The sequence below is a fragment of the Bradyrhizobium sp. LM2.9 genome (genome assembly GCF_054056555.1).
In genome coordinates, this window is the sequence record NZ_JBSRYJ010000002.1 from 1,317,751 (window position 1) to 1,332,762 (window position 15,012).

Below are 15,012 nucleotides of genomic sequence, written 5' to 3' on the forward strand. Positions count from 1 at the left end.
CCCAGCGCGTTGCCACAGTATCACCGGTACCGAACCGGTGATCCGCCAGCGTCGAACTCGCTCTAATGTTCCGGCATTTCCGTCTCGTGCGCCTCGTCCTTGCCGCCGACCATCCGGTGCAGAAGGCGCTCGATGCGGCGGCCGACTGTCAACAGCACGAAGGCGAGCGCCAGCGCCACCAGGACGATCTTCCATTCTCCCGCGCCGCAGGCGATGCCGATGCAGGCGGCGAGGAAGGTGCAGGCGGCGCTGGTCAGGCCGCGCACGCGGAAGCGGTGGCCCTCGTGCACGATGACGCCGGCGCCGAGAAAGCCGATGCCGGTGAGGATGCCCTGGATGACCCGGCTCGTGGCATCGGTCATTTTGCCCGGCTCGGCGAACTGCACCGCCAGCAGCACGACGGTCGCGGTGGAGAGCCCGACGATGCCGAGCGTTTTCAGTCCGATCGGCTTGCCGTGCAGATCGCGGTCGAGCCCGATCGCTCCGGTGGCGACAGTCGCTGCGCCGAGACGGGCAAGGATTTCGGGCCAGTCGAGCTCGGTCATTTCTTCGGTAAGCGTCCCATCAGATAGAACTCTTCATTCGGCCGCATGCCGGTGAAATTGGCGAGCCGGTTCGACAGCGCGAAGAAAGCGGAGATCGCGGCGATGTCCCAGATGTCATCGTCGCTGAAGCCATGCGGGGCAAGTGCTGCGAAATCCTCGTCGGAGGTACGCTGCGCGTCGGCCGAGACCTTCATCGCGAAGTCGAGCATCGCCTTCTGCCGCGGCGTGATGTCGGCCTTGCGGTAGTTCGTAGCGATCTGGTCGGCAATAAGCGGGTTCTTGGCGCGGATGCGCAGGATCGCGCCATGCGCGATCACACAATACTGGCACTGATTGGCGGCCGAGGTCGCGACCACGATCATCTCGCGCTCGGCCTTGGTGAGTCCGCCGTCCTTCTCCATCAGCGCGTCATGATAGGCGAAGAAGGCGCGGAACTCGTCCGGGCGGTAGGCCAGCGTCAAAAACACATTCGGCACGAAGCCGCTCTTCTCCTGCACGGCGAGGAGGCGCGTGCGGATATCGTCGGGGAGCGCGTCGAGGGCGGGAGCGGGGAAGCGTTGCGCGGCGGACTTTGTCATTGGTATGGATTCCGGCTTGGGGCCGGCAACCATAGTCGATGCGGGCGTCGTGCTCAACTTGGCCAAGGGCTGTCGCCCTTGCGAGGTTGGGGACGCAGCGTTGCCTTACCGCAGCGGCTTCTTCAGCAGCGAGAAACGGTCCGGGTCCAGCCCCATCGACGGTTGCAGCATCGGCGCCTCGACGTTGGAGAGCGTCTTGGCCGGCGGCGCCGAGAACACCGGGTCGTTCGGCACGTCGCGCTGCGAGGTGGCGCCGCGCCAGCGCTCGAGCACGGCGCCGACGAAATGCATGTCGTGACCGGAGGTGACGGACGGCACGCTGCTGATGGTGGCTTCGCCGCGCGGCAACTGGTGCGGCGGCACCTCCTTGAAGCGCAGCCGTGTCGGCAGTGCGACACCTTCGCCGAACGCCAGCACTTCGCGGGTGCCGAGCGAGGGCACGAACGAGAGCAGGTTCGCGGCCGCATCCGACACCGCGGCGCGCAGCAGCGCCTGGTCGCGTTCGTTGGCAAGACGCATCGTGAACAGCGTGTTGCACTGGGAGATGATGGTGGCGTCGAGTTCGGCGGGACGCTGGGTGATGAGGCCGAGATAGACGCCGTATTTGCGGCCTTCCTTGGCGATGCGCGACACCGCCTTGCGGGTCGGCCCGAAGCCGACATTGCGATCGGCGGAGGCGTAGCGGTGGGCCTCTTCGCAGACGAACAGCATCGGCGAAACGCCGTCGCTCCACAGGCCGAAGTCGAAGGCCATCCGGCACAGCACCGAGACGACGGAGTCGATGACTTCGGCCGGAAAGCCGGCGAGCTGCATCACCGTCATCGGCTTGCCGTTGGCCGGCAGGCGGAACAGATGGCTGATCACCTCGGCCATGGTGTCACCGCCGACATTGGCGTTGTCGAACATGAAGGCGTAGCGCGGGTCGTTGCGGACCGCCTCGATGCGGGAGATCAGCTTGTGATAGATGATACGCGAGGAGCGGTTTTCGAGCTTGCCCATCCGCTCGTCGATCAGCGACATCAGATCGACCAGGCGATAGGGCACCGGCGTGTCGACGGTGTAGCCGATCTGCTTGGGATCGATGCGCTTCAGGCCGATGCGGTCGGCATTCTGGTACTGGGTGTAGACGCCCTTGGCGAGCGGAATGACCTCGGCGAGGACGTCGAGCTCCTCGGGCACGCCGGCGCGGCCACCGAACAGCACATCGACGATTTCCTCGAAATTGAACAACCAGAACGGCAGTTTCAGATTGCGCGGGTTGAGCACCAGCGCGCGGTCGCCGAAGCAGCGTCCATATTCGTTGTGCACGTCGAGCAGGAAGATACGCAGGTTCGGGCGTGCCTTGAGGATCTCGTTGAGCAGCAGCGACACGCCGGTCGATTTGCCGACGCCGGTCGATCCCAGGACCGCGAAGTGCTTGGAGAGCATTTCCTCGATGTCGACATAGGCGACGACGGAGCTATCCTGCTGAAGGAAGCCGACATTGATCTGGTCGGAGCCGGTCGGCGCGTAGATCGTGCGCAGCTCCTGGCTCGTAATCAGGTCGACGGAATCGCCGATGGTCGGATAGTTGGTGACGCCGCGCTGGAATTTGGCCTTGCCGGCGGCATTGAGGATTTCGCCCAGCAGGTCCACCGAGGCGATTGCGATCAAATTGTCGGTGCTCGAGAGGTTCTCGCAGGACACCTCGGTGATCATCGCGACGATCACCGAGCTGGCGCAGCGGATGCTGACGAAACGGCCGACGGTGGCCCGAACTTCCGAGTCCGGCATCCGGCTTTCAGCCAGCAGCCCGACCCGCGCGAGCGATCCGCGAACCGAAATCACGCGTCCAAAGGATGTCACAATGAATGAACCTGGCAAGAGCAAGTGCTTTGCCCGGACTATGCGCGGCCGTCGCTGGACAAACGGTTAAACGGCAACCGCGCGCGCTTCCTTAAATCCGCGACAATTCGGCCGTGAGGTTTGTTCCCAATGCATACTTATGGGCGGAAACGGCCGGGAAATGCCGCTTTTCCAGGCCGGTTGGGGTGCGGGTGGGTTAAGGAATGATTTACCATATGATCTGACATCGACCTTTCTGCGCGTACAGGTGCCGCGTCGAAGCCGCTGGTGCCGCTGCGACGGCAATTGCGCGCGCTGTTCCGCGAGCATGCGACAAAGCCGTCGATTCCGGGGGATTAGGCCAAGCTGCGCCGGATGAAGCCGATAGTTTTGGTCTGGCGAAAGTAATTGCAGTGCCAAACGTCGGGCGAGTTGCCGAAATCCTCGACGCCGTGGATGGCGAGCGGGAAGCCCGTCGCTCCCAGGTCCGACATCGAGACTGTATCGACCACGAGATCGTTCTTGTCGGGAAAAATTTCGTCGGCGGCCAGGTCGCCGATCCGCAGTGCCCTGAAATTTTTCCAGAACTGCCAGCCGGGATCCGTCGTCTCGAAATTCGACTGCACGACGAAGTAGGCGGGCTGAGTCGTGCAGGGACCGAGCCGCAGCAGATTAAGCTCGTAATTGTTTTCGATCATGGATTGTCCGAACAGCCCTGGAACCAGCGCAACCAGCCCGTCAAGGAGCGGCGTGTGGGCAAGCGTGCCGGTGACGGTCATCACCACCTCGACCAGCTTGCCGGCAACCCACAGGAACGGATTGGCCCCACCGGCGAGCTGTAACGTTTTCTCGGCGAAGGTGCCGATATTGGAAAGCAGGCTCAGCGCATGCTGGAGCTTGTCGGGCGCGGCGAGCGAGGTGCCGTGGAGCGGCGAGCCCGCAAAGACGACGCGCGTCGTGGCGGCGAGCGAGCGGCCGAACGCCTCCAGCCACCACCGCACGATCAAGCCGCCGCGGCTATGGGCGATGACGTCGATTTGTCCAATTGCATCGACGAACGCGCGCCCAAGCTCGAGCGCATTCAGAACCGGGCTGACGGCAAGGGTCGCGTGCTCGAAGACGAGAACCTGATCGTACTTGTTGGGTCCGTTCAGGGCGGAGCCAAGAAACGCCTGGCCGTCGGCGGTGGCCTGGAACTCGCCGATCATGTTGACGGCGCTCGAGAAGGTGCCGTGGACCAGCAGCAAGGTGCGCCCCTTGAAGGGACCGTGGGCATCGGCGGCGTCGATGACGAAGTTGGACGGGCCGCCCCGCAGCTGGCGTATGTGTGAGCGCAGCGAGACGTCGATTGCGGAGTTGAGGCGCATGTCGATGGCGCCGATGGCTGCGGCGGCCCTGTTCGGCTGGAGCCTTGGAAACTCCTTGGTCAGGATCACCGTCTGATCGGGAAGTGGCGGCGGCCCTCCGGCCCGCCGTGCGCGTCGACGGCGCTGTGGCGCTTCCGCGCGTGCCGGAACGCCGTCATACCAGCGCAGGACACCGTTTTCCTCGACCAGCGAAGCCGCAAGGATGTTGTCGTCGGGTGTGTTGGACGCGCGCCGTCTGCGTCGGCGCAGGCCGGCGACAGAGTCCATTCTGTCGTCGTGATCGACATAGAGAGGCACGAACAGGTCGTCGTTGTCCGCGACCGCCTTGATCTGCGACAGGAAACGTCCGGGGTCTTCCGCAACAAACTGTGACATGTGCGATGCCGTCATTCATCGATGATCGGAAGCGGGGTGACGCTCAGGCTTCGTGCGTGCTGGATGTCGAGCATGCTGTCGAATTCCTTTTGGCTACGCAGATTGGCCCGTCCTTCGGTTTGCGCGTCCTTGAAGCTGTAGGCCCCGGTCAGGTAGGTGGCTTCCAGCATCACGAGGTCGCCCGACGTCACATAGGCCATGATCTCGGCGTAACTCATCTTGGTGAGCCTCCAGCCGTAGGGATCGACGTAGGGCAGTCCCGCGTCCCTGGTGGCCGCGTCCCCGACGCTCGGCACCGTTGCCGGTATCTTGATCACGCCCACGAAGTCGTCATGCGCCTCTTCCGATCGCCAATAGCCGACGAAGGCATGTCCGCTGAGCAGCACTACGACTGGGAAGATGCCGACATATTCGAGGCACGAGGCGAGCAGCAGCGCGAGGTCGATGCAGGTGCCGGTGTTGGACGCGACGATCTCGCTCGGCGTGCGCAGCCGCTGACTCTGCTCGGAATAGGCAGGAGGAGGGTTGATGTACTGGAAGCGATACTCGTTCACGAGCGCGGTCCAGATGGCTTGAACCTGGCGGTCGACGGCGCCATCCTCGTCCTGCTGATAGCCGTCGAACCCGGCTCCGGGATCGTCGAGAATGCCGATCAGGTAGCGTCGCGAGGCGCGGATGATCGCAAGAATTGCGGGATCTCTGGGCAGCACGAAGGAGGGCAGCCACGGGTTGTTCTTGGTGTCATCGATCCATTCGTCAACGGGGATCAGCGTGACACGTCTGGTTTCCTCGAACGCCGTCTCTCCTGCGCAAGTCACTTTCACGTACACCGCCGACTGCACCCGTTCATGCAGCGAGCGCGTCAGGCTGGCGGTGAGGGGGACGATCACTTTGGAGGATAGCGGCAGCTGCAACTCCGTCATGACCGGGATCGTAAGGCGGTAAGGATAGTTCTCGGCGCCGACGCAGAGCTCGACTTGAATCGTGATCGCATCGACAGGATGCTGAATAAGCCGGGTCAGCGTCAACTTATCGAGCAAGGTCCTGTTGTTGTGCAGCAGGGAGTAGTTTGATTTCCGGAGCGACCCCCAGGTCCACCTTGATCGGAATCATGAGGCTGCCCTCTTCTTTCGGGAAGATGCCTTTTTCTTGGCCGGACTAGATCTCTTAGCCGGACTGGATTTCAACGTCGGCTTCGGGATGGATTCGGTGCTCGGCGCGAAAATACTGCGTCCCATCCAGATCACGATCGATGTCCCATGCACGTCCAACGGCATCGCCTTCCACGACATCAGGAACGCATCCGGAATCGACAGGATCAGTTGATCCGTTCCGTGGCACCAGTTCCAATAGAATGTTTGAAAGAACAGCTCCGCGACATCGTCATCGATCTCGTCGAGAAAACCGAGGGCGACATGGGCTCCCTTTCTGACCAACTCGCGTGCGATACGCGCGCCGGAATAGTAAAGATTGAGCGTCACGATCCGGGGTGGGGTGGTTGGGTTCACAAGGGTCTCGGCAAGCTCTTCGTACAGAACGGGAAGCTCGCTTTCGTGGGCCTGGCGAAGGATCATCCCATCAGGCAGCCGTCCGGCCTTGTCGATGATCGTGTTGAAGAGCGCCTCGTTGTTCTTCTTCATGTTCGGATAGAAATCATCGATGATCCACCCGGCATGGTGAGTATCGACCCCGGTGACGTGGATCGCTTCCCAGTTCGCACTGCGGACTTTCTCGGCGAGTTCAGTTTTCTGGGGTGTTCGCAGAATCGTGCGGTATGGGTCGTCGTCCGGTCTGTTGGATGCACCGACCGCGGCATCGATACGCTGTTCCTCGTCCTTGAAGTCGTACTTGTCACCGAAGCGTCCGGGCGCGCTCTCGACGAAAAGGACGCTGTTCGGGGGGTGCGGCTTGACCTTCGCAAAACCGCTGCTGAAGAGCCGCGAGATCAAGGTGCCGTGATAACGGCCCTCTGTGCGCGTGCCGGCGCTGAGCAGGTATTCCCAGGGAATTTCGCAGGCGGCTTCGTGGATCGCGCAAGCCTCTTTATCTTGACGATCCCAGTCGTATAGTTCGACCTCGATACGGTCCACGTGCGCCAGGTCCTGCAACCGTTTGGACGACACGCCGACGCGGGCGAGGTCCTTGGCGGCACGTTGGCCGATGGATTTGCGCAAGTCGGAATCGGAAGCCCAGCGCGAGCGAACCCGCAGGAGATAGGTCCACTCCTGCGCGAGGCGTGGGAGGAGTTCGGGATTTTTGATGTCGGTGTCTTCGATGCCGAACGCGCGAATCGTGGCGATCGATCCCCCCGGCGTCGTACTGCCGGCCGAACCCGTGCTCCCGGATTGCTTGGCCATCGAGCTTCCCCCGACTCCCGGCGCACCGAGCGCTTGGCTGCTGCTCGGGTTTCCACCATACAGCTTGAGATAGCGTGCGCCGTCAAGATAAACCGGGACCAGACGGCAAATCGCCGCGCGTGAATGCCCCAAGCCTTGCGCGAATAGGCGTAGAGGTTGGCGCAGAATCGACGATGGGACGGCGACCGATCGAGTAGTATCGGGGTAGGCTTTGATAAGACGAGTTTGTTGACGAGACCTAATCATTTGTACATTAGTACAAATGAACCGGCGGCCTCGGTGCCGCCCACCGGCGCGTGAGCGGATTACAGCCTGCGCCAGATCGCCGGATCCGGTCCGGCGGATCGCAAGCCACGCCTTGGAGGAAACCATGCAGCCCGAACCGATCTTCGATCTTGCTCATCTCGGCCACATGGAGCTGCTGACGCCCAAGCCGGACGAAAGCCTGAAGTTCTTCGTCGACGTGATGGGCATGACCGTCAGCGGACAAAAGGGCGAGTCGGTCTATTTGCGCGGCTGGGACGATTACGAGCGCTATTCGCTCAAGCTCACGGCGTCGAACACATCAGGCATGGAGCACATGGCGCTGCGTGCGCGCAGCCAGCAGGCGCTGGAGCGCCGCGTCGCCGCGCTGAAAGGCTCCGGATTCGATATCGGCTGGACCGACGCCGACATGGGGCAGGGGCCGACCTTCCGCTGCCGCGATCCCGACGGCCACATCGTCGAGCTCTATTACGAGACCGAATGGTATCAGGCGCCGCCCGAGCTGAAGCCTGCACTGAAGAACCAGGCGCAGCGCTTTCCAGCGCGCGGCGTCAACGTCCGCCGCCTCGACCATCTCAACTGCCTCGCCACTGATATCAAGGCGAACCGCGAATTCTTCGAGAATTATCTCGGCTGCCGCCTCACCGAGCAGATCGTGCTGAACGACGGCCGCGAAGCGGCGATGTGGCTGACGATGTCGAACAAGAGCTACGATTTCGCCTATTCGCTCGACCATTCCGGCACCCCCGGCCGCTTCCACCATGTCACCTACGCGCTCGACAGCCGCGAAGAGGTTTTGCGCGCCGCCGATATCTTCCTGGAGAATGGCATCCACATCGAAACCGGCCCGCACAAGCACGCGATCCAGCAGACCTTCTTCCTCTATGTCTACGAGCCCGGCGGCAACCGTGTCGAAGTCGCCAATGCCGGCGCGCGCCTCATCCTCGCGCCCGACTGGAAGCCGATCGTGTGGACGGAAGAGGAGCGCAAGAAAGGGCAGGCCTGGGGCCTCAAGACGATCGAGTCCTTCCACACCCACGGCACACCGCCGGTGGACGTGAAGAAGCACGCTTAATGTGCTGAGGGCCGGAGGCGCGAGACTGTCTCGCGGACGCCGTTCCATGCCGGCCTGTCCGGTGCGAACTGCTTGCGCAGGAAGGTGACGAGTTCCTCGACCTGCGTATCGCTCATGCTGTTCTTGAATGCCGGCATGTAGCCGAGATCGCTCGACACCGGCTCGGCGATGCCGTGCAGGATGATTTGCACGAGATTGTCCGATATCTCGCTGTGCAAATTGCTGTTGAGCGCGAGCGAGGGGCGGGTGCCGAACAGCGGCAGGCCGCCGACCTCGTGGCAGACGGCGCAGGCGCCCTGATAGAGCCGGGCGCCCGCGGAAGAAGCGACCGTGATTCGCGTTGAAGCTTCGAGCCTGCTGGCGAGTGCGTCCTGCGTTTGTCCCTCGATCGCGGTGTCATTGAACGAATTGAGATAGACGGCCATGGCGCGGATGTCCTGGTCGGGCAGGACCGCGAGATCCCTGACGATCGGCGCCATCGGGCCGGCCGCGACGCCGTGATAGCGGGACTGGCCGGTGCGAAGGTAGGCGTAAAGCTCGTCCTCGCTCCATGGGATTGGCGCGTGCGAGAGCGACGTCAGCGGCGGCGCCTCCCAGCCCTCGGCAAAACCACCGGCGAGATAGGCCTCACGCTGCTCGGCGCCGAGCGCGTTGCGCGGCGAATGGCAGGCGCTGCAATGGCCGAGACCCTCGACGAGATAAGCGCCGCGATTCCAGACCTCGGACTTGGCCGGATCGGGCTTGAACTCGCGCGTCCGGTGGAACAGCGCATTCCATCCGGCAAGCAGGGGACGGAGATTGAACGGGAAGGCGAGCGTATTCGCACGCTGCGTCGCGCGCACCGCAGGCTGCGCCATCAGGTAGGCGTAGAGCGGCCTGCATGTCGGAATCGCTGGTCTTCGAAAAGTGCGTGTAGGGGAAGGCGGGATAGAGCCGCCGGCCGTCGCGATGCAGCCCGTCGCGCATCGCGCGCTCGAAAGCAGGATAGGACCATGCGCCGATGCCGGTCTCGGCGTCTGGCGTGATGTTGGTCGCGTAGATCGTGCCGAACGGCGTCTCCAGAGCACGGCCGCCGGCGTTGAGCGCGCCGCCGATCGTGGTGTGGCACTCCGCGCAATTGCCGAGCGCCGCAAGCCGCTGGCCGCGCGCGATGGTCGCCGCGGAATAGACAGATGCATCGGGTCGAGCGATCGGCGCGATGGCGCGGCCAGGCAAGAGAGCCGCACCGATGCCGATTACCGCGGTACAGACGGCCGCAACCGCCGCGAAGAGGCCGGCGCGTTTGGCGAACGGATTTTGCCAGATGCGAGACCGCTGCGGTGTAGCAGGCGCGGGCAGGGCCTGCGGCATCGTCGATGCATCGCCGTGCAGCCCCTTAAGGATACGCTCGGGCGTGAACGGCGGCTCGCGAAAGCGCACGCCCGTTGCGTCGAAGATCGCGTTCGCGATCGCCGCGGCGCTCGGCACCGAGGCGGACTCGCCGACGCCAAGCGGCGGCTGGTCCGGCCGCGGCAGCAACAATACGTCGATCTTCGGCACGTCGGCGAAGGGGATGATCGGATAGGCGCCCCATTCGCGCGCTGCCACTGTGCCGCGCTCGAACGAGACCTGCTCCATCAGCGCGCGGCTGGTGGACTGGATGACGTTGCCGTGGATCTGGTGGCGTACGCCGTCGGGGTTGATCATCAGGCCGGAGTCCTGCCCGGCGACGACGCGCGTCACGCTGACGTCGCCGGTGGTCTTGTTCACGGCAACGTCGGCGACCCAGGCCGACCACGCCGCGCCATAGCCGGGAAATTTACTGTGGACATAGAGTGCATAGGCAAAGCCGCGCCCGTGGACGATCTCGCCATCCTTCTCCTCGCGAACCGGCCGTGGCGTCCAGCCCGCGCGTTCGGCGACCGCATTGACGAGATCGACGGCGCGCCGGTCTTTGAGATAGCGCAGGCGGTATTCGATCGGATCGACGCCGGCCTCGGTCGCAGCCTCGTCGATGTAGGATTCATGCGCAAAGGTGTTCGGCAGCGCCGAGACGCCGCGGAACCAGGACGCGCGCACGATCGGCGCCATGTCGTGGGCGACGACGCGCATGTGGTCGTAATCGTAAGGCGGGATCGCAGTGCGGTCGCCCATCTGGAGGACGTCCGGCTTCGGCGATATCCGCCCCGTCAGCAACAGCGCCAGCGTCGGTGCGGCATTCGAAGGATACCGCGTGGCGAGATCGTAAGCAGCGACCTTGCCGTCTGCGTCCAATCCGCCATTGACGTCGACGAGTTGCGCGGTGCCCTTGGGCTCCCAGGCGTGTTCCTGCTCGCGCGTGAGCTGCACGCGCACGGGCCGGCCGACCGCGCGCGAGAGCAACAGCGCGTCCGCGGTGACATCGTCGGCGCAGTTACGGCCGTAGCAGCCGGCTGCCTCTAACCTGATGACCTCGATCTCGCTGTCCGGCCGCTCGATCAAGAGCGCCAGGTCGCCGCGCAGCACGTGCGGGTTCTGCGTGCCCGACCACACCCGGATGTTGCGGTCTTGAAAATCCGCCACCGCGCAGGACGGGCCGATCGAGGCATGCATCTGATAAGGCCAGACGTAAGTGCGCTGCATCGGCGTGGCCGCACCTGATATCGCCGCATCGACGTCGCCCTTGTCGATCAGCGTGCGCGGCGTCGACGCGTTGGCGCGCAGAGCCGTCTCAATGTCGGCGAGATCGGTCAGATCAGGCGTGGGCTTCCAGCTCACCGCAAGTTGCTCCGCCGCCCGGATCGCATTCTCCTCGCGCTCGGCGACCACGCCGACGAAATCGCCGATGCGCACGACGGCAACAAGACCGGGAATGTCGCGCACCGAGGATTCATCGACCGAAATCAGACTAGTGCCGACGAACGGGCCGGCGTCGACGCCGGCATAGGGCGGCCGCACCACGCGGCCGTGCAGCATGCCTGATACTCGGATGTCGTGCACGAAGATCAGCTCGCCCGCGGCCTTGGCCGGCAGGTCGACCCGCGGCATCGACTGGCCGACGATGGCGTAATCGCCGACACGCTTCACGGCGACGTCATCGGCAAGCTCGAGGCGGATCGTCTCGCTGCCGATCAGTTCGCCGTAGCTGACGCTGCGATTGTGCCCGCGCACGAGACCGTCTTCGATCTTGAGGTCGGCAGCCGGCAGCTCCAGCCATTCGGCCGCACGTGCGATCAGGAAATGTCGCGCTTGCGCCGCGGCCTTGCGCAGGGGAACGGCGGTGATCTGGATGGTCTCGCTCGCGATCGTCGGGCCCTGGTTCGGCACGATCGCGGTATCGCCGAGCACGACGACGACGCGCGCAAAGGAGACATCGAGCTCCTCGGCGGCGATCTGGCCGAGCGCAGTACGGATGCCGGTGCCGAGATCGACATGGCCATTATAGGCCGTGACCGACCCGTCCGCGGTGATGCGGAGAAAGGTCTCGGATGTGCATTCGTCCACCGTGCGGACGACGACGAGCGAACCCAATGGCCGCTCTGCTCCGTTCGAGGCAGGGGAGGCCATCAACCACCGGCCTCGGCGAGCTGTCCAGACGCACGCATCACGGCGCGGAGGATTTCGATATGCGTGCCGCAGCGGCAGAGATTGTAGCGCAGCGCCGCCAGCGCCTCCTGCTCGGTGGGCTGGGGGTTGATCGCAAGCAGCGCCTTGGTGGTCATGATCATGCCGTTGAGGCAGTAGCCGCATTGCGCCGCCTGTTCGTCGATGAAGGCCTGCTGCACGACATCGGGTTTGTCGCGGCTGCCGAGCCCTTCGAGCGTCACGATGTCGCGGCCGGCGCAGCCACTGATCGGAATGACGCAGGAGCGCGCGGCGGCGCCGTCGATCAGGACAGTGCAGGTGCCGCATTCCACCGAGGCCGCATCCATATTTCGGACCGTTGAGCGCGAGGTCGTTGCGCAGCACATAGAGCAGCGGCGTCTGGCGCGCCGCAGTGATCTCGTGGATCCTGCCGTTCACGGTGAGGCGGATCGGTGTCTGCGTCATTCTCGTTCCCAAGCCTGCGGCCAAAGCTTCGCGAAAAATCTACGTTGCGACGATACCGTTTGTACACAAACGTGCAAGCCGCGCATGCCGCAGTGCAGCGCGAATGCCTTCTTTGTGGACAGTGCGGAGAGGCAAATGAGGTTTTATGCGGCATGCGCATCTTTTGCGCCGCACCGCCGCTTGACAGCCTTCCGGAGCGCGCGCAACATCGTTCGTATACAAATGATATACCGCGACCTCCGCTGGCTTGCACATGGAAACGACGAGCGCTGCCATCGACAAGATCCGCTGCGATGCCTGTCCGGTGATGTGCTACATCAAGCCGGGTGCGGCGGGCGCCTGCGACCGCTACGCCAATCACGACGGCAAGCTCGTCCGCGTCGATCCGCATGTGATCCTGGAGCGCACCGTCTCGCATGGCGGCAAGCTCGTCCCGTTCAGCCGCACCGAGGACTGGGACGGCAGGATTGTCCACGAGCCCTCGACCTTCGTCACCGCGATCGGCGCGGGCACGACCTATCCCGACTACAAGCCGGCGCCGTTCATCGTCTCGGCAGAGGTCGATGGCGTCGACATGGTGACCGTGGTCACCGAAGGAATCTTCTCCTATTGCGGCATCAAGGTGAAGATCGACACCGACCGCTATCTCGGGCCGGAGACCGCGACCGTCCGTGCACAAGGCGAGGCAGTCGGCCATGTCACCACCAGCGAATACGGCTCGCAGATGCTGTCGCTCGGCGGCGTGCATCACCTGACCGGCGGCTCCAAAAAGGAAGGCCGCGTCACCTGCGACACGCTGATGGAGCTCGCCAATTGCAAGGCGGTCGAGCTCACCATCGACGGCGGCGCGAGCGTGGTAGTGCAGGCCGGCCAGCCGCCGATCGTCAACGGCATGAAAGAAGAGCGCATGCGCGTCGGCTGCGGCTCCGCGACGATCGGCATGTTCGCAAAGCAGTGGCTCGGCAAGGTCGACGAGGTGGTCGTGGTCGATGACCACATCACCGGCGTGCTCAGCGAGCACCAGGCCGGCAAGCTGCTCGATATCGCCGACACCGGCATCAAGATGAAGGGGCGTCGCTCGACGCCCGGCCGCTATTTCCAGGTCGCCGATCCCGGCACAGGTTGGGGCGGCACCAATATCTCCGACCCGCTCGCGATCCTCGGGCCGTTCGATGCCAAGGAAGCCAAGGCCGGTCTCTCGATGCTGATGGTCTCCACGACCGGCGAGCATTCGTCTTATTACGTGCTCGACGAGGCCCTGAAGCCGGTCGAGACCGAGATGCCTGATGACCTCAAGTTTTCGGTCGAGCGCATCCAGGAGAATTGCGAGCCGGCGTTATGCACGGTGCTGTTTATGGCGGGCGCCGGCGGCTCGCTGCGGGCGGGCGTCACCGATAATCCGGTGCGGCTGACGCGTTCGGTGAAGGACGCGCTGACGCGCGTCACCAGTGGCGGCGCGCCTGTTTATGTCTGGCCCGGAGGCGGCATCACCTACATGGTCGACGTGGCGCAAATGCCGGCGGGGGCATTCGGCTACGTGCCCACACCCGCGCTGGTCGCGCCGATCGAATTCACGATGAAGCTGTCCGATTATGCCGCGCTCGGCGGGCACATGGATTATGTCAAGCCGCTCTCCGAAGTGCAGGGCGGCGACGATGTCCGCCAATTGCCCTGGCAGAACCCGATTCCGGGGCCTCGCGTATGACAAGGCTCCCGCAAATCGCGTTGCTGTCTGGTGGCCGGCGGCTGCATTTGCAGGATGGACCGATTGATCTGATCGTCGAGGCAAGGGGAGAGCCGAGCGAAGTGCGTGCAGCCTATGAGGCGGCGGCGCGCCGGTTCACCGGGTTGCTCGACGAGCTCTGCGCGGAACTGCCTGAGCTGCGGGCGGCCGCTGAGCCGAAACGGACATCACTGAAGGGCGTTGTGGCGCGCCGCATGCACGCCGCGGTCGCGCCTTATGCCGTTGATGACTTCATTACGCCAATGGCGGCGGTAGCCGGCAGCGTGGCGGAGGAGGTTCTCGGCGCGATGCTCGGCGCGGCGTCGCTTGATCAAGCTTACGTCAATAATGGCGGCGATATTGCTCTCCATCTCGACAAAGGCGAGCATTTCTCGGTCGGCCTGATGGATCGCCCCGATCGCGACGGCGTGATGCGGGCCATGAGGGTCGAGGCGAATGACCTCGTGCGCGGCATCGCCACCAGCGGTCGCCACGGTCGCAGTTTTTCGCTCGGCATCGCCGATGCGGTGACTGTGTTGGCGGGAACGGCGTCGCAGGCCGATGCGGCGGCGACGTTCATCGCCAACGCGGTTGACCTGCCGGGGCATCCCGCCATCATCCGAAAGCCTGCTAGCGAGCTTCAGCCCGATAGCGATCTCGGCGCGCGTCTCGTCACCCGCGATGTCGGTGAACTGTCGCGGGCTGAAATCGCAACGGCGCTCGAATTTGGCGCAGAATGTGCACGGAAATTGTTCGATCGTGGACTGATCGAGGGTGCCGTATTGCAGCTCTGTGGTGATATGCTTGTCATCGGAACGAAAGATATTGAACGGCAACGATCGCGCCCGCTTGAGCTGGAGAACGCGGTTCATGCCTGAACGGGGAAGCGACTTGGG

The 15,012-nt window shown here is 63.9% G+C and carries 9 protein-coding genes and 2 pseudogenes; 3 read left to right on the forward strand and 8 right to left on the reverse strand.

The annotated features are described in order from the left end of the window. Positions 1-62: 62 nt before the first annotated feature. From ACVWW3_RS07545 to ACVWW3_RS07570, 6 genes are all read right to left on the reverse strand, one after another. Positions 63-545 carry an MgtC/SapB family protein gene (locus ACVWW3_RS07545; protein ID WP_456650443.1) on the reverse strand — a complete coding sequence of 161 codons (483 nt, stop codon included), beginning with the start codon at positions 543-545 and terminating at the stop codon, positions 63-65. Continuing rightward, positions 542-1,123, reverse strand: a complete 582-nt coding sequence (locus tag ACVWW3_RS07550) for a peroxidase-related enzyme (protein ID WP_456671923.1) — start codon at positions 1,121-1,123, stop codon at positions 542-544. The genes ACVWW3_RS07545 and ACVWW3_RS07550 overlap by 4 nt, the downstream gene beginning before the upstream one ends. A 105-nt stretch (positions 1,124-1,228) precedes the next feature. Next, positions 1,229-2,968, reverse strand: a complete 1,740-nt coding sequence (locus ACVWW3_RS07555; RefSeq protein ID WP_247345535.1) for an ATP-binding protein — start codon at positions 2,966-2,968, stop codon at positions 1,229-1,231. 335 nt (positions 2,969-3,303) lie between these two features. Further along, on the reverse strand, positions 3,304-4,689 hold the full coding sequence (locus ACVWW3_RS07560; RefSeq protein ID WP_456650442.1) for an esterase/lipase family protein: 1,386 nt from the start codon (positions 4,687-4,689) through the stop codon (positions 3,304-3,306). Between the two features lie 11 nt (positions 4,690-4,700). Next, entirely contained in the window at positions 4,701-5,729 is a 1,029-nt protein-coding gene (locus tag ACVWW3_RS07565; RefSeq protein ID WP_456671924.1) for a hypothetical protein, read from the reverse strand. A gap of 69 nt (positions 5,730-5,798) precedes the next feature. Next, on the reverse strand, positions 5,799-7,046 hold the full coding sequence (locus ACVWW3_RS07570; protein WP_456650439.1) for a hypothetical protein: 1,248 nt from the start codon (positions 7,044-7,046) through the stop codon (positions 5,799-5,801). Positions 7,047-7,416: 370 nt separating this feature from the next. On the opposite strand from ACVWW3_RS07570, the gene ACVWW3_RS07575 reads away from it, so the two are divergent. Further along, positions 7,417-8,385: a catechol 2,3-dioxygenase gene (locus ACVWW3_RS07575; RefSeq protein ID WP_354103799.1), complete on the forward strand. Its 969-nt coding sequence runs from the start codon at positions 7,417-7,419 to the stop codon at positions 8,383-8,385. Here ACVWW3_RS07575 and ACVWW3_RS07580 read toward each other — a convergent pair. Beyond that, positions 8,382-11,910 (reverse strand): annotated as a pseudogene (locus ACVWW3_RS07580) (molybdopterin cofactor-binding domain-containing protein). The gene ACVWW3_RS07575 and the pseudogene ACVWW3_RS07580 sit on opposite strands and share 4 nt — an antisense overlap. Beyond that, positions 11,910-12,393 (reverse strand): annotated as a pseudogene (locus ACVWW3_RS07585) ((2Fe-2S)-binding protein). Before ACVWW3_RS07585 ends, ACVWW3_RS07580 begins: the two co-directional pseudogenes overlap by 1 nt. Before the next feature lie 247 nt (positions 12,394-12,640). Between ACVWW3_RS07585 and ACVWW3_RS07590 the strand changes: the two are divergent. Together ACVWW3_RS07590 and ACVWW3_RS07595 are read left to right on the forward strand one after the other, a co-directional pair. Beyond that, on the forward strand, positions 12,641-14,098 hold the full coding sequence (locus ACVWW3_RS07590) for a 6-hydroxynicotinate reductase (RefSeq protein WP_456650437.1): 1,458 nt from the start codon (positions 12,641-12,643) through the stop codon (positions 14,096-14,098). Then, on the forward strand, positions 14,095-14,994 hold the full coding sequence (locus tag ACVWW3_RS07595; RefSeq protein WP_456650436.1) for a UPF0280 family protein: 900 nt from the start codon (positions 14,095-14,097) through the stop codon (positions 14,992-14,994). Before ACVWW3_RS07590 ends, ACVWW3_RS07595 begins: the two co-directional genes overlap by 4 nt. Positions 14,995-15,012: the final 18 nt, after the last annotated feature.

What these genes read in the sequence shown, in the direction of transcription:
- ACVWW3_RS07545 (WP_456650443.1), bottom strand. Translation starts at nt 545, where the DNA reads ATGACCGAGCTCGACTGGCCCGAAATCCTTGCCCGTCTCGGCGCAGCG.
- ACVWW3_RS07550 (WP_456671923.1), bottom strand. Translation starts at nt 1,123, where the DNA reads ATGACAAAGTCCGCCGCGCAACGCTTCCCCGCTCCCGCCCTCGACGCG.
- ACVWW3_RS07560 (WP_456650442.1), bottom strand. Translation starts at nt 4,689, where the DNA reads ATGTCACAGTTTGTTGCGGAAGACCCCGGACGTTTCCTGTCGCAGATC.
- ACVWW3_RS07570 (WP_456650439.1), bottom strand. Translation starts at nt 7,046, where the DNA reads ATGGCCAAGCAATCCGGGAGCACGGGTTCGGCCGGCAGTACGACGCCG.
- ACVWW3_RS07575 (WP_354103799.1), top strand. Translation starts at nt 7,417, where the DNA reads ATGCAGCCCGAACCGATCTTCGATCTTGCTCATCTCGGCCACATGGAG.
- ACVWW3_RS07595 (WP_456650436.1), top strand. Translation starts at nt 14,095, where the DNA reads ATGACAAGGCTCCCGCAAATCGCGTTGCTGTCTGGTGGCCGGCGGCTG.